The organism is Mesorhizobium sp. WSM4312, from assembly GCF_002294875.1.
Lineage (GTDB): Bacteria > Pseudomonadota > Alphaproteobacteria > Rhizobiales > Rhizobiaceae > Mesorhizobium.
The window spans coordinates 299,482-325,649 of record NZ_NSFU01000007.1 but is presented as its reverse complement, the minus strand read 5'-3'; the positions used below and the strand labels follow the sequence as shown (position 1 = coordinate 325,649).

Genomic DNA, 26,168 nt, shown 5'->3' with positions numbered 1-26,168 from the left:
GCCCGGGGCAAGTGTTCTGATAGAAACGCTCACCATCATCAAACAGACGGAGCGGCCGTGTCCCAGCCCATCAACATCGGCATCGTCGGCGTCGGCAAGATCGTCCGCGACCAGCATCTGCCGGCGCTGGCGAAAGACCAGAACTATCGCCTCATCGCCGCCGCCAGCCGGCATGGCAAGGTCGACGGCATCCCGAACTTTCCGACCATCGAGGCGATGCTGGACGCGGTGCCGGAACTCGAGGCTGTCTCGCTCTGTATGCCGCCGCAATTCCGCTACGATGCCGCGCGCACCGCGCTCGAGGCGAAGAAGCATGTCTTCCTGGAAAAGCCGCCGGGCGCCACGGTCAGCGAAGTCGAGGATCTGAAGGCACTGGCGGCGAGGCAAGGCGTGTCGCTGTTCGCCAGCTGGCATTCGCGCTATGCGCCGGCGGTGGAGGCGGCGCGCGGCTTTCTCGCATCGACCCGGCTCCGCTCCGCGGCGATCGTCTGGAAGGAAGATGTGCGCCGCTGGCATCCGAACCAGGACTGGATCTGGGCGCCTGGCGGCTTCGGGGTCTTCGATCCCGGCATCAATGCGCTGTCGATCGCGACCCACATCCTGCCGGCAATGTTCATCACCTCGGCCGTGCTCGACTTTCCTGAAAACCGCGCCGCCCCGGTCGCGGCGCAAGTCACCTTCCGCACCTCGAACGGATTGCCGGTGACGATGGATCTCGACTGGCTGCAGACCGGCCCGCAAAGCTGGGACATCCTGGCCGACACAGATGCGGGCAAGATGGTGCTTTCCGGCGGCGGCTCGAAGCTCGCCATCGACGGCCAGATCGTACATGAGGAGCCGGAAGCGGAATATCCGATGCTCTACAGGCGTTTCGCCGAGGTCGTGCGCGCCGGTACCTCGGATGTCGATCTGGCTCCGCTCCAGCATGTCGCCGACGCCTTCATGCTCGGCAAGCGCAACGTGGTAGAGGCGTTTTTTGATTGAACTTCAACTGACGACCGCAATGGCAAAGCCGTCATATCCCTTGGCGCCGACGGTCTGGATGGCTGTGCCGTCCAGTCGTTTGTCGCCACCGATGAATGAAAAGGCCGCGCGTGCGCCTTCGACATTGGCATCGCGGCCATCTTCGTTCACGACATCGCCGTCGCGGATGACGTTGTCGCAGACGATGACCGTTCCCGGCCGCGAAAGCCGCATGGCCCAGGAGAGATAGTTCGGGTTGTTCGGCTTGTCGGCATCGATGAAGATGAGATCGAACGGCCCGGCATTTTCAGCACTTAGCGCGGCCAGCGATTCAAGGGCCGGCCCGACCCGCAGTTCCACTTGGTCCCACACGCCTGCCCGTTCGAAATTCGACCGCGCGACCTTGGCGTGATGCGGGTCCAGTTCAAGCGTGACGATCTTGCCGTCCATGGGCAAGGCGCGAGCCATCCAGATGGTGGAATAGCCGCCCAGTGTACCGATCTCGAGCACGTTTTTCGCACTGCCGATGCGCACCAGCAGCGAGAGCAGCTTGCCCTGCGCCGCCGAGACGTCGATCGCTGGCAGGCCATTGTCGCGGTTGGCCGCCAGAACCGCATCGAGAACGGGATCCGCCTCGAAGAGCGAGGAAACGATGTAGTTGTCGACAGCCGTCCAGGTCTTCGTGCTCATCTGCCTTCCTCGATCGTTCGCTGAAAGGAAAAAGCCGCCGGGTTGCCCCGACGGCTTCTGTTGCCTGAGATTTTTGCCGCCGCGCCTACTGCGCGGCGGTTGTCATATCGGCCAGCATCGGCTCGGCCACTTCCACCCCGGAGGCCTTGCGGCGCTCGTCGATGATGAGTTCGTCGCGCGAGGTGGCGATGCGCCGGATCTGGCTCATCGTGCCGCCCGTACCGGCCGGGATCAGCCGGCCGACGATGACGTTTTCCTTCAAGCCCTGCAGCATGTCGGTCTTGCCGGCAACCGCGGCTTCCGTCAGCACCCTGGTCGTCTCCTGGAAGGAGGCGGCCGAGATGAAGGACGGCGTCTGCAGCGAGGCCTTGGTGATGCCGAGCAGCACCGGCTGGCCTTCGGCCGGCTTCTTGCCGTCCTCGATCAGCCGCTCGTTGACCTCTTCCAGTTCGATCACGTCGACGTGGTCGCCCGGGATGTAGGTCGAGTCGCCCTGCGTGGTGATCTCGACCTTCTGCAGCATCTGGCGAACGATCACCTCGATGTGCTTGTCGTTGATCGACACGCCCTGCAGGCGGTAGACTTCCTGGATCTCGTTGACGAGGTAGGAAGCAAGAGCCTCCACGCCCTTGATCGCCAGGATGTCGTGCGGCGCCGGATTGCCGTCGAGGATGTAGTCGCCCTTCTCGATGACGTCGCCGTCCTGGAGATGGAACGGCTTGCCCTTCGGGATCAGGTATTCGACCGGCTCGAGCGTCGAGTCATGCGGCTCGATGATGATGCGGCGCTTGTTCTTGTAGTCGCGGCCGAAGCGGATCGTGCCATCGATCTCGGCGATGATGGCGTGATCCTTCGGACGGCGTGCCTCGAACAGCTCGGCAACACGCGGCAGACCGCCGGTGATGTCCTTGGTCTTGGCGCTTTCCATCGGGATACGCGCCAGCACGTCGCCGGGACGAACCTGCGCACCCGGCTCGACCGAGAGAATGGCCTCGACCGAGAGCAGGAAGCGGGCATCGCCACCCTTCGACAGCTTGCCGACCTTGCCCTTGGCGTCCTGAACGACGATCGCCGGCTTCAGATCGTTGCCGCGCGGCGTCGAACGCCAGTCGATGACCTCACGCTTGGTGATGCCTGTCGACTCGTCGGCCGTTTCCTGGACGGAGATGCCGTCGACCAGATCCTCGAACGCCACCTTGCCCTCGATTTCGGTGAGGATCGGGCGGGTGTAGGGATCCCACTCGGCAATACGCTGGCCGCGCTTCACCTTGTCGCCATCGTCCACGAAGATACGCGAACCATAGGTGACACGGTGCGTGGCGCGCTCCTTGCCGGCTTCGTCGAGGATCAGCACCGCCATGTTGCGGCCCATGACCATCTGCTGGCCGTCGGAGTTGCGCACCACGTTGCGGTTGCGGATTTCGACCTTGCCCTCATAGGAGGCTTCAAGAAACGAGCTATCCACCACCTGCGCGGTACCGCCCATGTGGAAGGTACGCATGGTGAGCTGGGTGCCCGGCTCGCCGATCGACTGCGCCGCGATGACGCCGACGGCTTCACCCTGGTTGACCGGGGTGCCGCGCGCCAGATCGCGTCCGTAGCAGACCGCGCACACGCCGACCCTGACCTCGCAGGTCAGTGCCGAGCGGATGCGGACCGACTGGACGCCGGCCTTTTCGATCTGCTCCACGTCGCGCTCGTCCATCAGCGTTCCGGCCTTGACCAGCAGGTCGCCGGTCACCGGATGGTTGATGTCGTCGAGCGCGGTGCGGCCCAACACGCGCTGGCCGACCGAAGCGACGACCTGACCGGCATCGACGATCGGCTGCATGGTGAGGCCCTTGTCGGTGCCGCAATCCACGGAGTTGACGATGCAGTCCTGCGCCACGTCGACCAGACGGCGGGTGAGGTAACCCGAGTTCGCCGTCTTCAAGGCGGTATCGGCCAGACCCTTGCGGGCGCCGTGGGTCGAGTTGAAGTACTCGAGCACGGTCAGGCCTTCCTTGAAGTTCGAGATGATCGGCGTCTCGATGATTTCACCCGACGGCTTGGCCATCAGGCCGCGCATGCCGGCGAGCTGGCGCATCTGGGTGGGCGAGCCACGCGCACCGGAGTGCGACATCATGTAGATCGAGTTCATCGGCTTCTGACGGCCGTTGTCCTCGAACTCCACCGCCTTGATGCGGGCCATCATCTCGTCGGCGACCTTTTCCGAGCACTTGGCCCAGGCGTCGACGACCTTGTTGTACTTCTCGCCCTGAGTGATCAGGCCGTCATTGTACTGCTGCTCGTATTCCTTGGCCAAAGCCTCGGTGTCGGACACCAGCTTGATCTTGCTGTCCGGGATCAGCATGTCGTCCTTGCCGAACGAAATGCCGGCACGGCAGGCGTGAGCGAAACCGAGCGCCATGATGCGGTCGCAGAAAATGACCGTCTCCTTCTGACCGCAATGGCGGTAGACGGTATCGATCATCTTGGAGATGTTCTTCTTGGTCATCTCCTGGTTGGCGGTCTCGTAAGGCACATTGACGTTTTTCGGCAGAAGCTCGCCGATGATCATGCGGCCAGGCGTGGTGTCATGGATCTTCGACACGACCTTGCCTTCGGCGTCGACCGTGCGGAAGCGACCCTTGATCTTGGCGTGCAGGGTCACCGCCTTGGTCTCGAGCGCGTGCTGGAGTTCGCCCATATCGGCAAACACCATGCCCTCGCCCGGCTCGTTCTGGTTGACGATCGAGAGATAGTAGAGACCCAGAACCATGTCCTGCGACGGCACGATGATCGGCGCGCCGGAAGCCGGGTGCAGGATGTTGTTGGTCGACATCATCAGCACGCGGGCTTCAAGCTGCGCTTCCAGGGACAGCGGCACGTGGACCGCCATCTGGTCGCCGTCGAAGTCGGCGTTGAAGGCCGTGCAGACCAGCGGGTGCAGCTGGATCGCCTTGCCTTCGATCAGGATCGGCTCGAACGCCTGGATGCCGAGGCGGTGCAGCGTCGGCGCGCGGTTCAGCAGCACCGGATGCTCGCGGATGACCTCGTCGAGGATATCCCAGACTTCCGGACGCTCCTTCTCGACCAGCTTCTTGGCCTGCTTGACGGTCGAGGAGTAACCCTTGGCGTCGAGACGGGCGTAGATGAAGGGCTTGAACAGTTCGAGCGCCATCTTCTTCGGCAGGCCGCACTGGTGCAGCTTGAGCTCCGGACCGGTGACGATGACCGAGCGGCCGGAATAGTCGACGCGCTTGCCGAGCAGGTTCTGCCGGAACCGGCCCTGCTTGCCCTTGAGCATATCGGAAAGCGACTTCAGCGGACGCTTGTTGGCGCCGGTGATGACGCGGCCGCGACGGCCGTTGTCGAACAGTGCGTCGACAGCTTCCTGCAGCATGCGCTTTTCATTGCGCACGATGATGCCGGGCGCACGCAACTCGATCAGCCGCTTCAGCCGGTTGTTGCGGTTGATGACGCGGCGATAGAGATCGTTCAGGTCGGACGTCGCGAAACGGCCGCCGTCCAGAGGAACCAGCGGACGCAGGTCCGGCGGGATCACCGGAACCACCTTCATGATCATCCATTCCGGACGGTTGCCGGATTCCATGAAGTTCTCGACGACCTTGAGCCGCTTCAGATACTTCTTCTGCTTCAGCTCGGAGGTGGTCGAAGCCAGTTCCGAACGCAGGTCGCCGGCGATCTTCTCCAGATCCATGCCGGCCAGAAGGTCATGAATGGCCTCGGCGCCGATCATGGCGGTGAACGAATCCTCGCCATACTCGTCGACGGCGATCATGTACTCTTCCTCGCTGAGCAGCTGGTGCTCCTTCAGCGCGGTGAGGCCGGGTTCGGTGACGATGTAGTTCTCGAAGTAAAGGACGCGCTCGATGTCCTTCAGGGTCATGTCGAGCAGCGTGCCGATGCGCGAGGGCAGCGACTTCAAGAACCAGATATGGGCGACGGGAGCGGCGAGCTCGATATGGCCCATGCGCTCGCGGCGGACGCGCGACAGCGTAACTTCGACGCCGCACTTCTCGCAGATGACGCCCTTGTACTTCATGCGCTTGTACTTGCCGCACAGGCACTCATAGTCCTTGATCGGGCCAAAAATGCGCGCGCAGAACAGACCGTCACGCTCCGGCTTGAAGGTGCGGTAGTTGATGGTCTCCGGCTTCTTGATCTCGCCGAACGACCAGGACAGAATCTTCTCAGGGCTGGCCAGTGAGATCCGGATGGAATCGAACACCTGCGCAGGCGCCTGCGGATTGAAGAGATTCATGACCTCTTGGTTCATGCCGTTCTCCTTTTCGGGGTCCTCGAAAACCCCTTGCATCTAGTCGCGGGCCAAACGCCCGCCGTCTTTGTCGGCCACCGGCCGTCGAATTCCTTGGCGCGCCGCAACTTCGTGCGGCGCGCTGTAGCCTTTACTCAGCCGCGTCGGGCAGCCGAACCGGGGCGTCGTCGAGCTTGGTGTTCTCCAGCTCGACATTGAGGCCGAGAGACCGCATTTCCTTGACGAGCACGTTGAAGCTCTCCGGAATGCCGGCCTCGAACGTGTCGTCGCCGCGCACGATCGCCTCGTAGACCTTGGTGCGGCCGGCGACGTCGTCCGACTTCACCGTCAGCATTTCCTGCAGCGTGTAGGCGGCGCCGTAGGCTTCCAGCGCCCAGACCTCCATTTCGCCGAAGCGCTGGCCACCGAACTGCGCCTTGCCGCCCAGCGGCTGCTGGGTGACGAGCGAGTACGGACCGATCGAACGCGCGTGGATCTTGTCGTCCACCAGGTGGTGAAGCTTGAGCATGTAGATATAGCCCATCGTCACCTTGCGATCGAACGGCTCGCCCGTGCGTCCGTCATAGAGCTGCGACTGACCGCTGGTGTGCAGGCCCGCCTGCTCCAGCATGATGTTGATGTCAGCCTCGTGCGCACCGTCGAACACCGGGGTCGCGATCGAGACGCCGCGGCGCATCTGCTCGCTGAGGCGAACAATGCTCTCGTCGTCATACTCGCGGATCGGCTCGTTGCGGTCATTGGCCGGCATGAAGCTCTCGAGCGTCTTGCGCAGCGGCTTGATGTCGCCGGCCGCCTTGTACGTGTCGATCAGTTCGCCGATCTTCCTGCCCATGCCCGCGCAGGCCCAGCCGAGATGCGTTTCCAGGATCTGGCCGACATTCATGCGGCTCGGCACACCCAGCGGGTTGAGCACGATATCGGCATGCGTGCCGTCCTCGAGGAAAGGCATGTCCTCGACCGGAACGATGCGCGACACGACACCCTTGTTGCCGTGACGGCCGGCCATCTTGTCGCCCGGCTGCATCTTGCGCTTCACCGCGACGAAGACCTTGACCATCTTCATGACGCCCGGAGGCATTTCGTCGCCGCGCTGGACCTTCTCGACCTTATCCATGAAGCGCTGCTCGAGCGCCTTCTTGGAGTCATCGTACTGGCCACGCAGGGCTTCCAGTTCGCTCTGGAGCTTTTCGTTCTCCACGGCAAACTGCCACCACTGCGAACGCGGATACTCGTCGAGCGTATCCTTCGACAGCGTCGAGCCCTTCTTGAAGCCCTTCGGTCCAGCGATCGCTTCCTTGCCGACGAGCACGTCGGAAAGACGCGCGTAGACGTTGCGGTCCAGGATGGCCTGCTCGTCGTCACGGTCCTTGGCGAGGCGTTCGATCTCCTCGCGCTCGATTGCCATGGCGCGCTCGTCCTTCTCCACACCGTGGCGATTGAACACGCGCACCTCGACGACGGTGCCGAAAGTGCCCGGAGGCATGCGCATCGAAGTGTCGCGCACGTCGGAAGCCTTTTCGCCGAAGATGGCGCGCAGAAGCTTCTCTTCGGGCGTCATCGGGCTTTCGCCCTTCGGCGTGATCTTGCCGACGAGGATGTCGCCCGGCTGCACTTCCGCGCCGATATAGACGATGCCAGCTTCGTCGAGGTTCTTCAGCGCTTCTTCCGAAACGTTGGGAATGTCACGCGTGATTTCCTCCGGACCAAGCTTGGTATCGCGCGCCATGACCTCGAACTCCTCGATGTGGATCGAGGTGAAGACGTCGTCGGCGACGATGCGCTCGGAGAGCAGGATGGAGTCCTCGTAGTTGTAGCCGTTCCACGGCATGAACGCGACCAGCACGTTGCGGCCGAGCGCCAGATCACCGAGCTCGGTCGACGGACCGTCGGCGATGATGTCGCCCTTGTTGACCCGGTCACCCATGCGCACCAGCGGACGCTGGTTGATGCAGGTGTTCTGGTTCGAACGCTGGAACTTCATCAGCCGGTAGATGTCGACGCCGGACTTGCCGGGATCGAGATCTTCCGTTGCGCGGATGACGATACGCGTCGCGTCCACCTGGTCGACAATGCCGCCGCGGCGGGCACCGATGGCGGCGCCTGAGTCACGGGCAACGACCGGCTCCATGCCGGTGCCGACGAACGGCGCCTCGGCGCGCACCAGCGGCACGGCCTGACGCTGCATGTTCGAGCCCATCAGAGCGCGATTGGCGTCGTCGTTTTCCAGGAACGGAATCAGGGCCGCGGCCACCGACACCATCTGCTTTGGCGACACGTCCATCAGGTCGACGTTTTCGCGCGGCGCCATCATCACTTCGCCGGCACTGCGGCAAATGACGAACTCGTCGACGAAGCCGCCATTCTTGTCGAGCTCGGCGTTGGCCTGCGCGACATGGTGCTTGGCTTCTTCCATCGCCGAGAGATAGACGACGTCATTGGTGAGCTTGCCGTCGACGATCTTGCGGTACGGGCTTTCGATGAAGCCGTACTTGTTGACGCGCGCGAAAGTGGCCAGTGAGTTGATCAGACCGATATTCGGGCCTTCCGGCGTCTCGATCGGGCAGATACGGCCGTAATGCGTCGGGTGCACGTCGCGCACTTCGAAGCCGGCGCGCTCGCGGGTCAGACCACCCGGTCCAAGCGCCGAAAGACGACGCTTGTGGGTGATCTCCGACAGCGGGTTGGTCTGGTCCATGAACTGCGACAGCTGCGAGGAACCGAAGAACTCGCGCACGGCGGCGGCCGCCGGCTTGGCGTTGATCAGATCCTGCGGCATCACCGTGTCGATCTCGATCGAGGACATACGCTCCTTGATCGCGCGCTCCATGCGCAGCAGGCCGACGCGGTACTGGTTCTCCATCAACTCGCCAACGGAACGCACGCGGCGGTTGCCGAGATTGTCGATGTCGTCGATCTCGCCCTTGCCGTCGCGCAGTTCGACCAGCGTCTTGACCACGGCCAGGATGTCCTCCTTGCGCAGCACGCGCACGGTGTCCTCGGCCTTGAGTTCGAGGCGCATGTTCATCTTGACGCGGCCGACAGCCGACAAATCGTAGCGCTCGCTATCGAAGAACAGCGAGTTGAACATGGCTTCGGCGGTCTCGAGCGTCGGCGGCTCGCCCGGGCGCATGACACGATAGATGTCGAACAGCGCGTCCTGGCGGCTCTCGTTCTTGTCGACGTTGAGCGTGTTGCGGATATAGGCGCCGACATTGACGTGGTCGATGTCGAGAACCTTGATCTCCTGCTCGCCGGTGCCAAGCAGCACCTTGAGCGTCTTTTCATCGATCTCGTCGCCGGCTTCGAGGAAGATCTCGCCGGTGGCGTAATTGACGATGTCCTCGGCCAGGTAGTTGCCGAGCAAATCCTCGTCGGTCGCCTTGATCGCCTTCAGGCCCTTTTCGCCGAGCTGGCGCGCCTGGCGGGCGGTGATCTTCTTGCCGGCCTCGACTACGATCTCGCCCGTATCGGCGTCGACCAGATCGCCGACGGCCTTGAGGCCGCGGAAACGCTCGACGTTGAACGGAATGCGCCAGTGGTCGCCGGCGCGCACATAGCTGATCTTGTTGTAGAAGGTCGACAGGATCTCTTCGCCATCCATGCCGAGCGCCATCAACAGCGACGTCACCGGAATCTTGCGGCGGCGGTCGATGCGGGCGTGCACTACGTCCTTGGAATCGAACTCGATGTCGAGCCACGAGCCGCGATAGGGAATGACGCGCGCGGCAAACAGAAGCTTGCCCGACGAGTGCGACTTGCCCTTGTCGTGGTCGAAGAAGACGCCCGGCGAACGGTGCATCTGCGAGACGATGACGCGCTCGGTGCCGTTGACGATGAAGGTGCCGTTCAAGGTCATGAGCGGCATGTCGCCCATGTAGACGTCCTGCTCCTTGATGTCCTTGATCGACTTGGCGCCGGTATCCTCGTCGATATCGAACACGATGAGGCGCAGCGTCACCTTCAGCGGCGCGGCATAAGTCAGGTCGCGCTGACGGCATTCATCAACGTCGAATTTCGGTCCTTCGAACTCGTACTTCACGAACTCCAGCATCGAGGAGCCGGAAAAATCGGAGATCGGGAAGACCGACTTGAAAACAGCCTGCAGCCCCTCGTCCGGACGGCCGCCCTTGGGCTCGTCCACCATCAGGAACTGGTCATAGGATGCCTTCTGAACCTCGATCAGGTTCGGCATCTCCGCAACTTCCGGAATCTTTCCGAAGAACTTGCGTACGCGTCTGCGGCCATTGAAAGTCTGGGTCTGGGCCATCGTCGCTCCTTAGCTCTAAACTCGGGACGAACCTCGCCGCGGTCCGCCTTGCATACCGAACCGCCTGGGCGGCGGCTCTCTGTCTGTTCTCCGTCCGCCTTTCGGCGGACGGCTAAAACGGGAGAAAACCCGTTTCCTGAAGGCCGGTTCGCGGCCCTCAGGAAAGAGGTTCTCGTACATCTCGCGCTACGCGTCCTCCCTCCAGGCGAAGGGAGTGGCGGACGGCGCGAGGCCGCCCGCCGCTTTTACGCTTACTTCAGGTCGACCTTGGCGCCGGCTGCTTCCAGCTGGGCCTTGAACTTGTCAGCGTCGGCCTTGGAAACGCCTTCCTTGACCGGCTTCGGAGCCGCTTCGACCAGGTCCTTGGCTTCCTTGAGGCCAAGACCGGTGATGGCGCGGACTTCCTTGATGACGTTGATCTTCTGAGCGCCAGCGTCGGTGAGGACGACGTCGAATTCCGTCTTTTCCTCGGCCGGAGCAGCAGCAGCGGCAGCGCCGCCAGCAGCGGCAACCGCCACCGGAGCAGCAGCCGAAACGCCCCACTTTTCTTCCAGAAGCTTCGACAGCTCGGCCGCCTCGAGGACGGTCAGCTTCGAAAGGTCGTCTACGATCTTTGCGAGATCAGCCATTGTTGTATTCCTTCGTTAGGTTCGAACGTGTGTTTTTGATAGCGAGGAACGGCCTCATGCCGCCTCGTCCTTCCGGGCGTAAGCGCCGATGACGCGCGCGACCGAGGCCGCTGGCGCATTGACGATCTGGGCGATCCGGGTTGCCGGCGTGGCGATCATGCCAACCAGCCTGGCGCGCAGCTCATCGAGCGACGGAAGTGTGGCGAGTGCCTTCACACCGTCGGCATTGAGCGAGGTGGTGCCCATTGCGCCGCCGAGAATGACGAGCTTGTCATTTCCCTTGGCGAAATCGGACGCGACCTTCGGCGCCGCAATCGGATCCTCCGAATAAGCAATCAGCGTCTGTCCCTTGAACAGGTCGATGATCGATGCGGAGTCCGTGCCCTGAAGAGCGATTTTGGCGAGACGGTTCTTCGCGACTTTAACGGTGCCACCGGCGGCGCGCATTTTCGACCGAAGGTCGTTCATTTGCGCGACGGTGATACCGGCATAGTGGGCCACGACGACTGAACCTGCGTTTCCGAACGCTTCGTTCAGGCCCGTGACGAGTTCGCGTTTTTCCGCTCTGTCCACTGCCTATCTCCAGTTGACCCCAATCCCGTCAATGAGAACATCTCATTTCGAGGACAGGCGTCGGGTTGCCTTTTGCCGGCCGGGCCATCCAGTAACGGATCTCCCGAACGACGCTCGAGGATCCTGCCCCCTTTCGCCACACCGACGGCAAGGCCGGCGATGCGCAGACAAAAGGCAAACACGGTTCGAACCTTTCATTGGAGCATTCGCTCCGTTGTCGGGTCTTCACCCGTCTCATGCAGGCCCACATGAATTAAGGCTTTTGGGCCGCCTGCAATCTCGGACAGGATGTCCGGAAGCCTTTCGACTTCCGGCACCGGGCCCAGGATTAATCCAAGGCCCGGAATTCAGTCACGGATCGGCCTTCCGGCGGCCGATCCAAATGGTCTTAATCAGGACGCAGCGAGCGTCGAGACGTCGAGCTTGAGGCCCGGGCCCATCGTCGAGGTGACCGACACCTTCTTGACGTAGTTGCCCTTGGCGCCAGCCGGCTTTGCCTTGGTCACCGCATCGGCGAAGGCGCGGATGTTCTCTTCCAGCGCCTTGACGTCAAACGAGACCTTGCCGACGCCGGCATGAACGATGCCGGCCTTCTCGACGCGGAACTCGACCGCGCCGCCCTTCGATGCCTTGACGGCGGCGGCGACGTCGGTGGTGACGGTGCCGACCTTCGGGTTCGGCATCATGCCGCGCGGGCCGAGCACCTTACCGAGACGGCCGACCAGCGGCATCATGTCCGGCGTGGCGATGCAGCGATCGAAATCGATCGTGCCCTTCTGGACGATGTCGACCAGGTCTTCCGCGCCGACGATGTCGGCGCCGGCGGCCTTGGCTTCCTCGGCCTTGTCGCCACGGGCGAACACGGCGACGCGAACCGAGCGGCCGGTGCCGTTCGGCAGGTTGACCACGCCGCGGACCATCTGGTCGGCATGGCGCGGGTCGACGCCGAGGTTCATGGCGACTTCGACGGTCTCGTCGAACTTGACCGAGGAACGGTCCTTGAGCAGCTTCAGCGCTTCACCCAGGGCATAAGCCTTGTTGGGATCGATGCCTTCGCGGGTCTTCGATACACGCTTTGCAATCTTTGCCATGATCTCAGCCCACCACTTCCAGACCCATCGAGCGGGCGGAGCCCTCGACCATGCGCATGGCCGCCTCGACGTCGTTTGCGTTCAGATCCTTCATCTTGGCGGTCGCGATTTCGCGCACCTTGTCGCGCGAAACGGTGCCAGCCTTGACCTTGCCCGGCTCCTTCGAGCCCGACTTCAGGTTCGCGGCCTTCTTCAGGAAATAGCTCACCGGCGGCGTCTTCATGACGAAGGTGAACGACTTGTCCTGATAGTAGGTGATGACGACCGGAACCGGCGATCCCTTTTCCATTTCCTGGGTCTGCGCGTTGAACGCCTTGCAGAACTCCATGATGTTGATGCCGCGCTGACCAAGCGCCGGGCCGATCGGGGGCGACGGCGTGGCCGAACCCGCGGAGACCTGAAGCTTGAGCTGGCCTGCAATTTTCTTAGCCATCTCTTTTCCTGCCTTTGTCTATGCCGGCCCCATCAGGGAAAACACCGGCGGTTGCAGTCTGGTGGTGCGGTTCGCGCGGCCGGCTAAAGCCACGTTCGCCTCCCACCGTTCTCAGGCCATGCGTTTCCGCACCGCCTCCCCTGATCGCCAGACCGGCATCAGGGATTTCGGATCAGCCCTTTTCGACCTGTCCGAATTCCAGATCGACAGGCACGGCGCGCCCGAAGATCGAAACTTCCACCTTGAGCCGCGCCCGCTCCTCGTCCACTTCCTGGACGAAGCCGTTGAACGACGCGAAAGGACCATCCGAGACGCGGATCGCCTCGCCGATCTCGAAAGTGACCGAGGGCTTCGGCCGCTCGACGCCTTCCTGCACCTGGTTCAGGATGCGCTGCGCTTCCGCCTCGGTGATCGGCACCGGCTTGGAGTCACCGAGAAAACCGGTGACCTTCGGCGTGTTCTTCACGAGCGAGAACACGGCGTCGGTCAAATTGGCCTTCAGGAGCACATAGCCCGGGAAGAACTTGCGCTCGGCATCGACCTTGCGGCCACGACGAACCTCGACCACCTTCTCGGTCGGCACCACGATCTGCTCGATATCGGCGGACAGGCCCTTCTGCTTGGCCTTGTTCTCGATGTCCTCGGCGACCTTCTTTTCAAAGTTCGAATAAGCGTGGACGATGTACCAGCGCGCAGCCATTTTTTTAGACTTCTCCGTAGTCGCCGGACTTAGCGTCCAATGCCCAGAATCTGTTCGATCGCGAGGCCCATCAACTGATCGGCGCTAAAGAAAAAGATCATCGCAATCACAGCGAAGGCCAGAACCATCACCGTCGAGATCATCGTTTCGCGCCGCGACGGCCAAGTCACCTTGGCGGTCTCCGAGCGAACCTGCTGGAGAAAGACGAAAGGATTTGTGGTTTTCGAAGCCATATGCCGCTCTGTCTTCAAGACCCGTTGGCCGGGTCCCCTGGATGATCCCGCTGGCCGGGACGTGCCGCCTGGGCCCAGTCTCGCGCCGAATCAGCGCAATCATTTCGCCCATGCAAATCAGACGCGTAAAGCCGGCTTCCCAGCTCCACGCGTCGCGTGTCTGTTCTGTCTACATAAAACCGATTCTTGATCCACGCAAGTGGCAAGTGTCCGCTTTATGACCAAACGCCGCCTCGGAACCATCCAGTCGTTCCGTCCCGGCTATGGCGTCCTTATGCCCCAATCGCCCTAATATGGCAAGCGTGTCGCCGATTTTCAAAGGGCGGTCCGCGGAAATATCATTTCTGACGGCCATTTTGAATGGCACGGGCAGCAGGGCTCGAACCTACGACCTGCGGTTTTGGAGACCGCCGCTCTACCAACTGAGCTATGCCCGTATCGTGCGCGCTTCGGCGCAGCAGGGGCTTCCTAAAAGCTTCCGCGCTGTCTGTAAAGAGTGGTTTGCACGCAAACGCGCCTTCATCCCCTTTGCCAGAAATCGGGATAGGTGACGACCAGCCCGTCGTGGTCGATCTCGAGTTCGCGCCTGAAGTCACTGACGCGCGATTCATAGAGATATCGTCTGCCCTCCTTTGGCCGGAGCTCATGACGACGGAGTCGGCAAAACCCTCCCCTGCGCGCTCACGCAGTTCAAGATGCTCGATACCGGGGCCGTCCCACTCGCGCCAGCGCACGGTCTTGAAATGGGCCGACATCAGCCCCGCACTCCGAGGCGGATGGAAGCTACTTTGTTACCGGCGGCGTGTACGGCCCGCCAGGCACGCCCCAGCCCCAGGCAGGCATCGGCTCGGTTTCCGGATCGCAGGTCTCGCCGAGATTGGAGTTCATCTTGGCCAATCGCGATCCCCATTCGATATAGCCCATGAAGGCCGAACGGAATTCGGGATCGTCCGGCAAGCCGACCTCGTCGGCTGCGTCGGCGAGCAGGTTGATCCAGCGGCGGCGCTGTTCTTCCGTCAGATGCTTGCCCAGATGATGCATGACCATCTCGCGGTGGCCGCCGAATTTCTCGCTATAGGTCTTCGGTCCGCCAAAGACCTCGCCGATGAAGGCCGCGACATGGGCGGGATGGTCCGGCGACATCGCCTTGAATACCGGCCCGACGACCGGGTCCTTTGCCACCTTGTCATAGAAGGTCTGCGTCAGCCGGTTCAGGGCATCGCTGCCACCGGCCCATTCGTAGAGTGTCGGAACATCCCGGCTCATCATCGATCCTCCGCCAGCCCCGGCGCCACCGGCGGCGACGATAGCGGAAAGATCGAAGGCAGCTCAACCTGCCTCTATGGCCAGTTTCCGAAGCCGCGCGCTACAGCTTTGCGGGCGCATCGGCCGCCGCATTGGCGGGCGGCAGGCCGCGGCAATTGTCGGGCCTGGGAACAGCTTTGCAAATCGTGGCGCCGGTCAGTGCGTCGACCGATTGCGGCCCCGTTATCAGTCCCGCCCTCAGCATGATGTCCGGTTCAAGCCGGCGCTCGGCCGAGCGCTCCGCGATCGCTTTGAACAGAGCGGGACCGATCGCCATCTCCTCGAGATACGCCTTGACCATCTGCTTCTGTCCCATCGGATACAGGCTGAGCCGCGCCTCGGGACCGACAAGCCTTCTCGCGCCACCGGCAAGCATCAGCGCGCAGGCCGTATCGCATTCGACGCCCGCATCGATGCTCAAACCGGCATAGGCGCCCTCCTTGGCCAGGCAATTCCATGCCCGCGGGTCGCAATCGACGAAATCGGTCCGGCCGACGGCGACGTCGAGCTTCCTTTCGTGGATAAGCCGGCCCGCCGCAAGGGCGCCGGACAGGTCACCTCCCCGTGAGCTGATCACGACAGGCAGGCGCCGCTCGCCAAGCGTGGCGAGCAATTGGCGCAGCTTCTGCGGTGTCTGGCTCGTAATCACGCCTTCCGCCGAGATCCATTCCGGACAGTCGGGATTACACAGCGGATTGCTGCCGCGAACCACGACAAAGCGCATCTCCGCGCCGGCCTTCGCGGTTTCCATTCCAACCGGTGCGACATCCCGGGGCTTGCCCGTCGGAGCGGCCGATGGCGTCGCATCGTTTGCAGGGCTCGGTATCTCCCGGCAGTTCGCAGCCGGCTGCTGCAGTGCGCACAGGCTCGCGGAGGTCAACAGATCCGCCGCGTCTCGGCTGGTCACCAAATTCATCGTCAGCATGTCGTCGAGCGCGATCTGGCGGATGTCGCTGGCTGGCGTGGCCTTCATCATTTCCAGCACGCCGTCGCCTATCCCCATTTCCCTGAGATAGGCCGATAGCGTCTTCTCGACCGCCTTGCTCATCTCGTAGGTCTTGTAGCTGCCGGCACTTTTCCGGCTGACCACCTTGGTGTTGATGACCTTCCTCTTGCCGTTCACGATCCGGTAGGTGGTCCGGTAGAGCAGCTTCTCGCGCTTGTAGGTGGTGGTGATCTGGTGGACGCCGAGATAGGCAAAATCTCCGACCACGCGGCGGACACCGCCGGAAAACATCAGCGGACAGGCCGAATTGCACATGGCCCCGTCGTCAAAGGCCATGCCGAAATAGTCGGCACCCTTGCCCTTGTTGTCGCTGCAATTCTTCGCCTCCGGCTGGCAGCCGGAAAACACCGTCACGCCGACGGCGATATCGAGCTTGGCCTTGCGGATCATCCTGCCAAGTGCGAGCGCGGCATCGACATTGCCGCCGGGCGAGCTGACGACGACGGGCAGTTGCCGTCCCTTCAACGTTTTGAGCGTGCGTTTGAAGAGTGACGGCGTGCCCGCCGCGATCGTGCCTTCAGCCGATATCCATTCCGGACAATTGGGCTCGCAGCCCGGCGCATTGCTGCGCACGACGGCGAAGCGCATCGGCGGGATGTCCAGAGACTGCTCCTGGGCCTGGGCCGGCAGGACCGCAGGGACCAACAGCATGAGACGGACCAGTGCCCGCAACTGCCACCCCTTCTCGCCGAAACAGCGCCCTGGAACCACTCTTTCGCAAAGCTCCCGCAATGCAACCTATACTAGTTGCCGTGATGGCGCTTGCAACAGGGCAGGCGCGGTTCCGATGTCACGCAGCGACGTTAACGAAAAAGGGCGGCCCGAAGACCGCCCTTTCCTTGTCGATCCGGCCGATGCCGGTCTCGATTATTCCTTGATGGTGACGACGATGCCGGCACCGACGGTGCGGCCGCCTTCACGGATGGCGAAGCGCAGCTTCTCTTCCATGGCGATCGGCACGATCAGCTCGACATCGACCGTGATGTTGTCGCCAGGCATCACCATCTCGGTGCCGGCCGGCAGCGACACGATGCCGGTCACGTCCGTCGTGCGGAAGTAGAACTGCGGACGGTAGTTGGTGAAGAACGGCGTGTGACGGCCACCTTCGTCCTTGGTCAGGATGTAGGCTTCGGCCACGAACTTCTTGTGCGGCTTCACCGTGCCGGGCTTGGCCAGAACCTGGCCGCGCTCGACGCCTTCACGATCAACGCCGCGCAGCAGCGCGCCGATGTTGTCGCCAGCCTGGCCCTGATCGAGCAGCTTGCGGAACATTTCCACGCCCGTGCAGGTCGTCTTGGTCGTCGGACGGATGCCGATGATCTCCAGTTCCTCGCCGACCTTGACCACGCCGCGCTCGACGCGGCCGGTCACGACCGTGCCACGGCCCGAGATCGAGAACACGTCCTCGATCGGCATCAGGAACGGCTTGTCGAGCGGACGAACCGGGGTCGGGATGTAGGCGTCGACCTGAGCCATCAGCTCGCGGATCGCGTCCTCGCCGATCGTCTTGTTCGAATCCTCCAGCGCGGCCAGCGCCGAACCCTTGACGATCGGAATGTCGTCGCCGGGGAATTCGTTCTTCGACAGAAGCTCGCGAACCTCGAGCTCGACCAGTTCCAAAAGCTCGGCGTCGTCGACCTGGTCGACCTTGTTCAAGAACACCACGATCGACGGCACGCCGACCTGACGGGCAAGCAGGATGTGCTCGCGGGTCTGCGGCATCGGGCCGTCGGCGGCCGACACGACCAGGATCGCGCCGTCCATCTGCGCGGCGCCGGTGATCATGTTCTTCACATAGTCGGCGTGGCCGGGGCAGTCGACGTGGGCGTAGTGACGGTTGGCCGTCTCGTATTCAACGTGAGCCGTCGAGATGGTGATGCCGCGCGCCTTCTCTTCCGGCGCCGCATCGATCTGGTCGTAGCGCTTGTACTCGCCAAAATACTTCGTGATCGCCGCCGTCAGCGACGTCTTGCCATGGTCAACGTGACCAATCGTGCCGATGTTCACATGAGGCTTAGTGCGCTCGAATTTACCTTTTGCCATAGTCTCTTTCCTTGGACGGCCTTGACCTTCAGTTCAGTCGAATGCGGGGCGATTAGCGACAAAGGCCAAAAAACACAAGCGTCTTTTGGCCGGGTGCCGTCTCACTCAGTCCGAACCTGGGATCCGATTGCGGGGATATGGCGCCGATATAGGAAGGCGATGCGGGAAATGGAATGGGTGACATGCCGATCGATCGAGGCCTGCATGCCATGTTCTTGCCGGCCAATTCCTGTCTCGATCACGGCCAGTTGATGGCCCATTGCGGCGCCCTCCGAGGTCTGATCTCCTGACCCCATGCAATTCATCCCTGCCTCAATCCGCGGCCCGCTGTTCATGATCATCTCGACCGGGTCGTACCTGGTCAACGATACGATGATGAAACTCGCGACCGCCGGGTTGCCGTCCTATGAGGTGCTGTTCCTGCGTGGTGCCGCCGCGACGCTCTGGGGCTTCCCGCTGTTGTTCCTGCTGGGCTACGGCAAACAGATCCCGTTGATCTTCGACAGGCGCGTGCTGCGCAGGAACCTGCTCGAGCTGGCGGCGATCCTTTGCTACGTCGTGGCCCTCGCCAACATGCAGATCGCGGATTCCACGGCGCTGGGACAAATCACGCCGCTCTTGATGCTGGTCGGCTCGTCGATCCTGTTTGGCGAGCGCATCGGCGGCCAGCGCATGGCGCTGATCGGGCTCGGCTTCATCGGCGCGCTGATGGTGGCGCAGCCGACCATGCAAGGCATTTCGGTCTATGCGCTGCTCGCGCTCGGCAACGCCGCGCTGGCGGCCGCGCGCGATCTCGCCGGCAGGCATGTGCCGACGGAGGTGCCGGGAATGATCGTGGCGATTTCCGCCGTGGTGGTGGTGCTGATCGGCGCCGGTGCCGCGCATCTGGCGTCCGAGCGCTGGGTGATGCCCGAAGCTCGCCATTTGCTGCTGCTGGCCGGGGCCGGTCTTTTCCTGATCTTCGGCCATTTCTTCATCTTCATGGCCTATCGCGTCGGGCCGACCAGCGCGGTGGCGCCGTTCTATTACTGCTTTACCGTCTGGGCCGTCATTTCGGGCCTGCTGGTGTTCGGCCAGTTCCCCAACGCGCTGGCGGTCTGCGGCATCCTGCTGGTGGTGGCCAGCGGCCTGACCATCGTCTCGCTGGACCAGCGCAAGCGCCGGCTGACTGTCGTCGCCTAGCATCGGCAGCCGAGCGCCTGTCCGACGCCGAGCACAAGGCCGCTATTCGCAAGTCGCTAATCGGCTGGGCGGTGTTCCTCGCCGGAACGCTGATCTTCTTCGCCGCGGCCGATGCAGTGTTGATGCCATAGGCAAGCCGACGCTGGTCTTGCCTCGGCAGAAATTCCAAACTTCAGATCATCCAGCTGGCGCTTAGAGCGTCCGCCGTCCGCTGAACTGGTGATAGGCCCAGAGCACAACCACCGCGCCAACCACCGCGACGATCAGGCTGGAGATGTTGAGACCGGTGACACCCACGCCGAAGAGCTGGCTGCAGATCACGCCGCCGACGATGGCCCCGACAATGCCGAGCACGACATCCATGATAAGGCCTTGGCCGGTCTTGTTGACGATCTTGCTGCCGAGGAAGCCGGCGATGGCGCCGAGAATGATCCAGCTGATGATACCCATTTTTTCCTCTCCATCCCCTGCCATCGCGACATTTTCATATGATTGTCAAAAGCTCAAGCCAGCTTGAAATTCCGCCCGGATGCGCCATTGTTGACATGGGCCGGGCTTGGTCGAGATGGAGGATCCACTATGGGACTTTTTGACAACGCCGTTCCCGGCGGCAACATCACCAAACCGCTGATGATCGCGCTCGGCGCGTTGCTGGTCGGAAAAATGCTGAGCGGCAGAAGTACCGAACAGCCGGATCAGCCTCAAACGCCAGTGCCGGCCGACCCAGCCGCCAGTGACGGCGGCCTGCTCGGCGGACTGGGCGGCCTGCTCGACAAGCTCAAGAACGCTGGCCACGGCAATGTCGCCGACTCCTGGGTCGGCACCGGGCGGAACCAGTCAATCAACGCCAACGATCTCGGCTCGGCACTTGGGCCGCAGGTGATCCGCGAGATCGCGCAGCGCACCGGAATGGATGAGGGCGAACTGCTCAAGCAACTGTCGACGGCCCTGCCCGGCATCGTCGACAAGCTGACGCCGAACGGCCAGGTGCCGCAGCAGCACCAGGTGGCTTCCGCATTCAACAGCTGACGCGGCAAACACCGATGCCCTGAAGCGCTGCGCGGGTGGTCGCGCAGTGTGCAGGTTTGCCAATTGCGGGGATGACAGTCTGGAGCGGGTAGCGGGAATCGAACCCGCATATTCAGCTTGGAAGGCTGCTGCTCTACCACTGAGCTATACCCGCGCCTTGCACTGAAGTATCGGATTCACCCGAAAAGCGCCATGCACTTTTCGGCCCGATGCTTTTCTCGTTTCAGGGCTTCCGGGCCGGCAGTGGTGGAGAGGGTTGGATTCGAACCAACGTAGGCTAAGCCAACGGATTTACAGTCCGTCCCCTTTAACCACTCGGGCACCTCTCCAGTCTGCCGCCGGAGCCATGCAACGAGGCATTCTTGCCGATCCCGGAGCCCGAGTTGGATATCTTCTCCGAAATCAGCGAAGCGCCTTATGGCGGCAAGGCCAGTGGGTGTCAACCGCGCAGGAAGGGTTTTTCGATGTTGTTCGCCGGCTGCGGCGACGGGCCATATCCTTGGCCGGTGGAGACAGCTATAGAAGCCGGCCATGAGCAACAAGACCAATACCCCCAAAGACACCCATTACGCCAAGCTGCGCCGCGCGCACCGCGACGAGAAGAGCGGCGGCGCGCCGGCATTCCGGCCGCGCCAGCCCGTGCCGCCCGGCGAAAACGCCGCCGATGGCCTGGTGCGACTTTATGGCCTGCACACGGTGCGCGCCGCGCTCGACAATCCGCGGCGCCGGATCAGAAAAATGCTGGTGACCCGCAACGCTGCCGAGCGCCTGGAGATAGAAGATCTCGCCGTCCTGCCCTTCAAGGCGGAGTTGGTCGAGCCCAGGGACATCGACAAGATCACCGGGTCGGACGCCGTGCACCAGGGTGTGCTGATCGAGGCGGAGCCGCTGAAGCCGAAGCGCCTCGACGCGCTCGGCGACACGAGACTGGTGCTGGTGCTCGATCAGGTCACCGATCCGCACAATGTCGGCGCCATCCTGCGCTCGGCGGTCGCCTTCGGCGCCGGCGCGCTGATCACCACCGCGCGCCACAGCCCGCAGGAATCCGGCGTGTTGGCAAAATCCGCCTCCGGCGCGCTGGAACACATCGACCAGATCGAGGTGAAGAACCTGGCCGACGCGCTCGGGCAACTGCACGAAGCCGGCTTCCAGACCATCGGGCTTGATTCCGACGGGCCGGCGGAACTCGAGACGAGCTTTGCCGGCGACAGGATCGCGCTGGTGCTCGGCGCCGAAGGCAAGGGCCTGCGCCAGAAGACGCGCGAGACGGTGACGACGCTGGCGCGGCTCGACATGCCCGGCGCCATCCGCTCGCTCAACGTGTCGAATGCAGCGGCGATCAGCCTTTATGCCGCGCGAAAATTCCTTTCGGCGGACTGAACGAGCTACAAGTATGTTCGAAGCATTCTCAGATGCGGATGAATGGCTCGCGCTTTACGCGAGCACAGTCGGCACGTTGAGAACACTCACTCCATCGGAGTTCTACGACGAGACGAACAACCGCTATCATACCGCGAGAGATGACATAATGCGGCTGGTTCACGGCCTTGAAAATCCCGCCGACTTTCGAGAATTCCTCGACGTTAACGCCGGTCGGAAGACTTGGCTGCCGGACAGCTCCGAAGCCTTGACTGCCATGGACGGTACTGAAATTCACTATCGGGTTGTCAGCAACCTAGCGGATGAAAGGTGGGTTGACGGGGCTCTCAACGAAGCTTTCGAGAACGGCACGCTTATTCCAGCCCTTGAACGGATCGCTGCCGAGATCGGCAAGTTCAAATTGAACAGCAGTCAGCAAACTCCCTGACCACTCTCGCCATTCGTGGCTCGGTCAATCTTAGCGCCATACGGGCTTTCTAAACCACGGCTGAGCGCACAAAGGTAAGAAACGGGTTCCGGCGACAGACGCAGGAACCCGTTCTCTGACAGGACAAGAGGTGGCGGCTTGGGAACGTTGCGCCGCCCTCTCCGGGCCTATGCCGCTTTGCCTTTCACTTCGGTCACTTCGCCACCGACCTCGAAATTGGCCATCCGCTCCAGCGCCCTGACCAGCGCCGAGTGATCCTCCTTTGCGCCGCCATTGGCGGCGCACGAGTTGAACAGCTGCTGCGTGGTCGAGGTGTTGGGCAGCGCCACGCCGAGCGCCTTGGCGCCCTCCAGTGCCAGGTTGAGATCCTTCTGGTGCAATTCGATGCGAAAGCCCGGCGCGAAGGTGCGTTTGACCATGCGCTCGCCATGCACTTCGAGGATGCGCGAGGCCGCCAATCCGCCCATCAAAGCCTGCCTGACCTTGGCGGGATCAGCGCCGGCTTTCGAAGCAAAAACAAGCGCTTCGGCGACGGCTTCAATAGTCAACGCGACGACGATCTGATTTGCCACCTTGGTGGTCTGGCCGACGCCGTTAGGGCCGACCAGAGTGACGTTCTTGCCCATCTTCTCGAAGACCGGTTTTGCGCGCTCGAAGGGCTTTTCCTCGCCGCCGACCATGATGGTGAGCGACGCTGCCTTGGCGCCGACCTCGCCGCCCGAAACCGGCGCGTCGAGATAGTCGCAGCCGAGTTCGTTGATCTTGCCGGCGAAAACCTTGGTCACGATCGGCGAGATCGAGCTCATGTCGATGACCAGCTTGCCTTTGGTCAGGCCGGACGCGACGCCATTGTCGCCGAACAGCACGTCGGCGACCTGCGGGGTATCAGGCACCATGGTGATGACGATCTCTGCCGCCTTGGCGACGGCGGCGTGGCCGGAGACTGTTTTCAGGCCCTTGGCGACGAGATCAGCCGGCGGCTTCGAGCGATGGTCGCTGGCGATGACCTTGTAGCCAGCATCGAGCAGATGCCCCGCCATCGGCGCGCCCATGATGCCGAGGCCGATGAAGCCTATGGTTTCCATTGTGGTTCTCCGTCTTTTGCTGGGCCGCGTTCCTTCGCGCCCCCCCTCTGGCCTGCCGGCCATCTCCCCCACGAGGGGGGAGATTGGCAGCGTCAGCGCCGGCTCTTAAGCCGCCGCGCTGCCCTGCCCGGCCAGGTCCCGGAACCAGCCAAGCCCTGCCTCGGTGCCGGCTTTCGGCTTGTATTCGGCACCGATCCAGCCGGAATAGCCGATGCGGTCGATGTGGTCGTAGAGGAAGGGATAGTTGATCTCGCCCGTTCCCGGCTCGTGACGGCCGGGATTGTCCGCAAGCTGGATATGCGCGATGCGGCCGAGGTTGGCCTCGATTTTACGGGCGAGATCCCCCTCCATGATCTGCATGTGATAAATGTCGTATTGCAGGAACAGGTTTTTCGAGCCGACGCGGTCGATCAGCGCCAGCGCCTGGTCGGAGTAATTGAGGAAGAAGCCTGGGATGTCGCGGGTGTTGATCGGCTCGATCAGCAGCCGGATGCCGGCCTGTTCCAGCTTCTCCGCCGCGAAGGCGAGGTTTTCGGCGAAAACATCCTCGAGCACCTTGCGGTCGACGCCGGCGGGCGCGATGCCGGCCAGGCAATTGACCTGCGCGCAGCCGAGCGCCTGTGCGTAGGTGATCGCCTTGGCGATACCCTGGCGGAATTCCGGCACGCGGTCCGGCAGCACGGCGATGCCGCGTTCGCCCTTGCCCCAGTCGCCGGCCGGCAGGTTGAACAGCACCTGTGTCAGGCCATTCTTCTTCAGCCTGGCGGCGACAACATCGGGCGCATGATCATAAGGGCCGATATATTCGACGCCCTTGAAGCCCGCACGGGCGGCTGCGTCAAAACGGTCGAGGAAATCTTGCTCGCCAAAGAGCATGGAAAGATTGGCGGAAAAACGCGGCATTCTTTTTGTCCTCTTATCAGTCGAGCATCACGATCGCGGTCGGCGCGTCTTCCTGATGTTCGGCAAGTTCCTCGAATTCGGTGATCTTGTCGATCTCGGTGCCCATCGAGATGTTGGTGACGCGCTCCAGGATAAATTCGAGCACGACCGGAACCCGGTGCTCCTTCATCATCCGTTGCGCTTGCCTAAAGGCGCTCGCGAATTCCTCGGGCTTGCGCACCCTCACCGCCTTGCAGCCCATCGCTTCGGCGACGGCGACATGGTCGACGCCATAGCCGGCCTCGGGATCGCCCGATCGGTTGATGTTCTCGAAGGCGAGGCTGACCTCATAATCCATCGAGAAGCCACGTTGCGCCTGGCGGATCAGGCCGAGATAGGCGTTGTTCACGACGACATGGATGTAGGGCAGCTTGTGCTGCGCGCCGACCGCCAGTTCCTCGATCATGAACTGGAAATCATAGTCGCCCGACAGCGCCACGATGGTGCGGTCGGGATCGGCGGCGCGCACGCCAAGGGCTGCCGGCAGCGTCCAGCCGAGCGGGCCGGCCTGGCCGCAATTGATCCAGTTGCGCGGCTTGTAGACATGCAGGAACTGCGCGCCGGCGATCTGCGACAGGCCGATCGTGGTGACATAGGTGACGTCGCGGCCGAACGCCTTGTTCATCTCCTCATAGACGCGCTGCGGCTTCAGCGGCACCTGGTCGAAATGCGTCTTGCGCTTCATCGTCTTCTTGCGGGCCTGGCATTCCTTGGCCCAGCCCGACCAGTCACGCATCTTGCCCGCCGTCTTCCACTCGGTGGCGACGTCGAGCAGCATCTTCAGCGCCGCACCCGCATCCGATACGACGCCGAGATCCGGCGCGAAGACACGGCCGATCTGCGTGGGCTCGATGTCGACATGGATGAATTTCTTGCCCCTGGTGTAGACGTCCACAGAACCGGTGTGACGGTTGGCCCAGCGATTGCCGATGCCGAAGACGAAATCGGCTTCCAACATCGTCGCATTGCCGTAGCGATGCGAGGTCTGCAGGCCGCACATGCCGGCCATCAGCCGGTGGTCGTCGGGGATCGCGCCCCAGCCCATCAGCGTCGGAATAACCGGGACGCCAGTGATTTCAGCGAACTCGATAAGCAGGTCGGATGCATCGGCATTGATGATGCCGCCGCCGGCGACGATCAGCGGTTTTTCCGCCGCATTGAGCATCGCCAGTGCCTTTTCGGCCTGGGCACGCGTCATCGCCGGCTTGAACGGCGCCAGCGGCTCATAGGCATCGATGTCGAACTCGATCTCGGCCAGTTGCACGTCGACCGGCAGGTCGATCAGCACCGGGCCGGGCCGCGACGAGCGCATGAGATGAAACGCCTTCTGCAGCGCCATCGGCACGAGATAGGGCTCCATGACGGTGACCGCCCATTTGGCGACCGGTGCGGCGATGGCGGCGATGTCGACGGCCTGGAAATCCTCTTTGTTGAGCCGCGCACGCGGCGCCTGGCCGGTGATGCACAGGATCGGAATGGAATCGGCGGCGGCCGAGTAAAGACCGGTGATCATGTCGGTGCCGGCCGGCCCGGAGGTGCCGATGCAGAGCCCGATATTGCCCGCCTTGGCGCGGGTGAAGCCTTCCGCCATGTGGGAGGCGCCCTCGACGTGGCGGGCAAGGACATGGCGAATGCTGCCCCTCGCCTTCAGTGCCGAATAGAGCGGATTGATCGCCGCGCCCGGCACGCCGAAGGCGCAGGAGATACCTTCCTTTTCGAGAACGAGAACCGCCGCATCGACGGCGCGCATCCTGGCCATTTTCCGGCCCTCCACTTGGGTTGTCATTGTTGGATGACCGAGAATGTCAGCAAGCCGGCTATTTTTCAATTTTTTCAGAATATTTTTTCATTTGTAGAAAACGGCGACTATTTGCTGATTTTATTCGATTTTCCGTTTTCCAGGAATTT

The 26,168-nt window shown here is 62.5% G+C and carries 21 protein-coding genes, 3 tRNA genes and 1 pseudogene; 5 read left to right on the top strand and 20 right to left on the bottom strand.

Going from position 1 to position 26,168, the window contains the following annotated elements:
* The first annotated feature begins 57 nt into the window (after positions 1-57).
* Positions 58-984 (top strand): Gfo/Idh/MocA family oxidoreductase, encoded by a 927-nt coding sequence (locus tag CK228_RS14290; RefSeq protein ID WP_095788251.1) that lies wholly within the window; start codon positions 58-60, stop codon positions 982-984.
* A gap of 3 nt (positions 985-987) precedes the next feature.
* Here the strand turns inward: CK228_RS14290 and CK228_RS14285 are convergent, their stop codons facing one another.
* From CK228_RS14285 to tuf, 14 genes and pseudogenes are all read right to left on the bottom strand, one after another.
* A complete protein-coding gene (locus CK228_RS14285; protein WP_095788250.1) occupies positions 988-1,653 on the bottom strand; it encodes an O-methyltransferase in 666 nt (221 codons plus the stop codon).
* A gap of 85 nt (positions 1,654-1,738) precedes the next feature.
* The gene (gene rpoC / locus CK228_RS14280) at positions 1,739-5,935 is read right to left on the bottom strand and encodes a DNA-directed RNA polymerase subunit beta' (protein WP_056568394.1); all 4,197 of its coding nucleotides are present in this window, start codon (positions 5,933-5,935) and stop codon (positions 1,739-1,741) included.
* Positions 5,936-6,065: 130 nt separating this feature from the next.
* Positions 6,066-10,202, bottom strand: a complete 4,137-nt coding sequence (gene rpoB, locus CK228_RS14275; RefSeq protein ID WP_095770228.1) for a DNA-directed RNA polymerase subunit beta — start codon at positions 10,200-10,202, stop codon at positions 6,066-6,068.
* A gap of 251 nt (positions 10,203-10,453) precedes the next feature.
* Positions 10,454-10,831: a 50S ribosomal protein L7/L12 gene (gene rplL, locus CK228_RS14270; protein ID WP_010909265.1), complete on the bottom strand. Its 378-nt coding sequence runs from the start codon at positions 10,829-10,831 to the stop codon at positions 10,454-10,456.
* 54 nt (positions 10,832-10,885) lie between these two features.
* Positions 10,886-11,404: a 50S ribosomal protein L10 gene (gene rplJ / locus CK228_RS14265; RefSeq protein ID WP_019857958.1), complete on the bottom strand. Its 519-nt coding sequence runs from the start codon at positions 11,402-11,404 to the stop codon at positions 10,886-10,888.
* A 392-nt stretch (positions 11,405-11,796) separates the two neighbouring features.
* On the bottom strand, positions 11,797-12,495 hold the full coding sequence (rplA, locus tag CK228_RS14260; protein WP_010909263.1) for a 50S ribosomal protein L1: 699 nt from the start codon (positions 12,493-12,495) through the stop codon (positions 11,797-11,799).
* Between the two features lie 4 nt (positions 12,496-12,499).
* Positions 12,500-12,928: a 50S ribosomal protein L11 gene (gene rplK, locus CK228_RS14255; RefSeq protein WP_010909262.1), complete on the bottom strand. Its 429-nt coding sequence runs from the start codon at positions 12,926-12,928 to the stop codon at positions 12,500-12,502.
* 172 nt (positions 12,929-13,100) lie between these two features.
* Positions 13,101-13,628 (bottom strand): transcription termination/antitermination protein NusG, encoded by a 528-nt coding sequence (gene nusG, locus CK228_RS14250; protein WP_010909261.1) that lies wholly within the window; start codon positions 13,626-13,628, stop codon positions 13,101-13,103.
* Between the two features lie 29 nt (positions 13,629-13,657).
* Positions 13,658-13,861: a preprotein translocase subunit SecE gene (secE, locus tag CK228_RS14245; protein WP_010909260.1), complete on the bottom strand. Its 204-nt coding sequence runs from the start codon at positions 13,859-13,861 to the stop codon at positions 13,658-13,660.
* A gap of 361 nt (positions 13,862-14,222) precedes the next feature.
* Positions 14,223-14,298, bottom strand: a tRNA-Trp gene (locus tag CK228_RS14240).
* An 82-nt stretch (positions 14,299-14,380) separates the two neighbouring features.
* Positions 14,381-14,452 (bottom strand): annotated as a pseudogene (locus tag CK228_RS35765) (hypothetical protein); the annotation flags it as partial.
* Positions 14,453-14,644: 192 nt separating this feature from the next.
* Positions 14,645-15,127, bottom strand: a complete 483-nt coding sequence (locus CK228_RS14230) for a group II truncated hemoglobin (RefSeq protein ID WP_095788279.1) — start codon at positions 15,125-15,127, stop codon at positions 14,645-14,647.
* A 100-nt stretch (positions 15,128-15,227) separates the two neighbouring features.
* Positions 15,228-16,823: a hypothetical protein gene (locus tag CK228_RS14225; protein ID WP_245438028.1), complete on the bottom strand. Its 1,596-nt coding sequence runs from the start codon at positions 16,821-16,823 to the stop codon at positions 15,228-15,230.
* Positions 16,824-17,039: 216 nt separating this feature from the next.
* Complete coding sequence (tuf, locus tag CK228_RS14220; protein ID WP_010909256.1) at positions 17,040-18,215, bottom strand: elongation factor Tu; 1,176 nt, start codon at positions 18,213-18,215, stop codon at positions 17,040-17,042.
* Positions 18,216-18,509: 294 nt separating this feature from the next.
* Here tuf and CK228_RS14215 point away from each other — a divergent pair, with 294 nt between their 5' ends.
* Complete coding sequence (locus tag CK228_RS14215; RefSeq protein WP_095788248.1) at positions 18,510-19,397, top strand: DMT family transporter; 888 nt, start codon at positions 18,510-18,512, stop codon at positions 19,395-19,397.
* A gap of 192 nt (positions 19,398-19,589) precedes the next feature.
* Here CK228_RS14215 and CK228_RS14210 read toward each other — a convergent pair whose 3' ends face one another.
* On the bottom strand, positions 19,590-19,847 hold the full coding sequence (locus CK228_RS14210; protein WP_064982869.1) for a GlsB/YeaQ/YmgE family stress response membrane protein: 258 nt from the start codon (positions 19,845-19,847) through the stop codon (positions 19,590-19,592).
* A 129-nt stretch (positions 19,848-19,976) separates the two neighbouring features.
* Between CK228_RS14210 and CK228_RS14205 the strand changes: the two genes are divergently transcribed.
* Positions 19,977-20,426, top strand: coding sequence for a YidB family protein (locus CK228_RS14205; protein ID WP_095788247.1), 450 nt, complete (start codon positions 19,977-19,979; stop codon positions 20,424-20,426).
* Positions 20,427-20,506: 80 nt separating this feature from the next.
* Here the strand turns inward: CK228_RS14205 and CK228_RS14200 are convergent.
* Together CK228_RS14200 and CK228_RS14195 are read right to left on the bottom strand one after the other, a co-directional pair.
* Positions 20,507-20,580, bottom strand: a tRNA-Gly gene (locus CK228_RS14200).
* A gap of 90 nt (positions 20,581-20,670) precedes the next feature.
* Positions 20,671-20,755: transfer RNA gene (locus CK228_RS14195), tRNA-Tyr, on the bottom strand.
* 202 nt (positions 20,756-20,957) lie between these two features.
* On the opposite strand from CK228_RS14195, the gene CK228_RS14190 reads away from it, so the two are divergent.
* Positions 20,958-21,806, top strand: a complete 849-nt coding sequence (locus tag CK228_RS14190; RefSeq protein WP_095788246.1) for an RNA methyltransferase — start codon at positions 20,958-20,960, stop codon at positions 21,804-21,806.
* 13 nt (positions 21,807-21,819) lie between these two features.
* A complete protein-coding gene (locus tag CK228_RS14185; RefSeq protein ID WP_095788245.1) occupies positions 21,820-22,233 on the top strand; it encodes a hypothetical protein in 414 nt (137 codons plus the stop codon).
* A gap of 167 nt (positions 22,234-22,400) precedes the next feature.
* Here CK228_RS14185 and CK228_RS14180 read toward each other — a convergent pair whose 3' ends face one another.
* The 3 genes from CK228_RS14180 to gcl all read right to left on the bottom strand — a co-directional run bounded on the left by CK228_RS14180 (position 22,401) and on the right by gcl (position 26,019).
* Positions 22,401-23,318, bottom strand: coding sequence for a 2-hydroxy-3-oxopropionate reductase (locus tag CK228_RS14180; RefSeq protein WP_095788244.1), 918 nt, complete (start codon positions 23,316-23,318; stop codon positions 22,401-22,403).
* 105 nt (positions 23,319-23,423) lie between these two features.
* Entirely contained in the window at positions 23,424-24,221 is a 798-nt protein-coding gene (gene otnI, locus CK228_RS14175; RefSeq protein WP_095788243.1) for a 2-oxo-tetronate isomerase, read from the bottom strand.
* 16 nt (positions 24,222-24,237) lie between these two features.
* Positions 24,238-26,019: a glyoxylate carboligase gene (gene gcl, locus CK228_RS14170; RefSeq protein ID WP_095788242.1), complete on the bottom strand. Its 1,782-nt coding sequence runs from the start codon at positions 26,017-26,019 to the stop codon at positions 24,238-24,240.
* Between the last annotated feature and the right edge of the window lie 149 nt (positions 26,020-26,168).

Bases quoted from the DNA above. Each gene is read 5' to 3' on its own strand.
- CK228_RS14285 (WP_095788250.1), bottom strand. From the start codon at position 1,653: ATGAGCACGAAGACCTGGACGGCTGTCGACAACTACATCGTTTCCTCG.
- rpoC (WP_056568394.1), bottom strand. From the start codon at position 5,935: ATGAACCAAGAGGTCATGAATCTCTTCAATCCGCAGGCGCCTGCGCAG.
- rpoB (WP_095770228.1), bottom strand. From the start codon at position 10,202: ATGGCCCAGACCCAGACTTTCAATGGCCGCAGACGCGTACGCAAGTTC.
- rplL (WP_010909265.1), bottom strand. From the start codon at position 10,831: ATGGCTGATCTCGCAAAGATCGTAGACGACCTTTCGAAGCTGACCGTC.
- rplA (WP_010909263.1), bottom strand. From the start codon at position 12,495: ATGGCAAAGATTGCAAAGCGTGTATCGAAGACCCGCGAAGGCATCGAT.
- rplK (WP_010909262.1), bottom strand. From the start codon at position 12,928: ATGGCTAAGAAAATTGCAGGCCAGCTCAAGCTTCAGGTCTCCGCGGGT.
- nusG (WP_010909261.1), bottom strand. From the start codon at position 13,628: ATGGCTGCGCGCTGGTACATCGTCCACGCTTATTCGAACTTTGAAAAG.
- secE (WP_010909260.1), bottom strand. From the start codon at position 13,861: ATGGCTTCGAAAACCACAAATCCTTTCGTCTTTCTCCAGCAGGTTCGC.
- CK228_RS14230 (WP_095788279.1), bottom strand. From the start codon at position 15,127: ATGAGCCGGGATGTTCCGACACTCTACGAATGGGCCGGTGGCAGCGAT.
- CK228_RS14225 (WP_245438028.1), bottom strand. From the start codon at position 16,823: ATGCTGTTGGTCCCTGCGGTCCTGCCGGCCCAGGCCCAGGAGCAGTCT.
- tuf (WP_010909256.1), bottom strand. From the start codon at position 18,215: ATGGCAAAAGGTAAATTCGAGCGCACTAAGCCTCATGTGAACATCGGC.
- CK228_RS14215 (WP_095788248.1), top strand. From the start codon at position 18,510: ATGCAATTCATCCCTGCCTCAATCCGCGGCCCGCTGTTCATGATCATC.
- CK228_RS14210 (WP_064982869.1), bottom strand. From the start codon at position 19,847: ATGGGTATCATCAGCTGGATCATTCTCGGCGCCATCGCCGGCTTCCTC.
- CK228_RS14205 (WP_095788247.1), top strand. From the start codon at position 19,977: ATGGGACTTTTTGACAACGCCGTTCCCGGCGGCAACATCACCAAACCG.
- CK228_RS14190 (WP_095788246.1), top strand. From the start codon at position 20,958: ATGAGCAACAAGACCAATACCCCCAAAGACACCCATTACGCCAAGCTG.
- CK228_RS14185 (WP_095788245.1), top strand. From the start codon at position 21,820: ATGTTCGAAGCATTCTCAGATGCGGATGAATGGCTCGCGCTTTACGCG.
- CK228_RS14180 (WP_095788244.1), bottom strand. From the start codon at position 23,318: ATGGAAACCATAGGCTTCATCGGCCTCGGCATCATGGGCGCGCCGATG.
- otnI (WP_095788243.1), bottom strand. From the start codon at position 24,221: ATGCCGCGTTTTTCCGCCAATCTTTCCATGCTCTTTGGCGAGCAAGAT.
- gcl (WP_095788242.1), bottom strand. From the start codon at position 26,019: ATGGCCAGGATGCGCGCCGTCGATGCGGCGGTTCTCGTTCTCGAAAAG.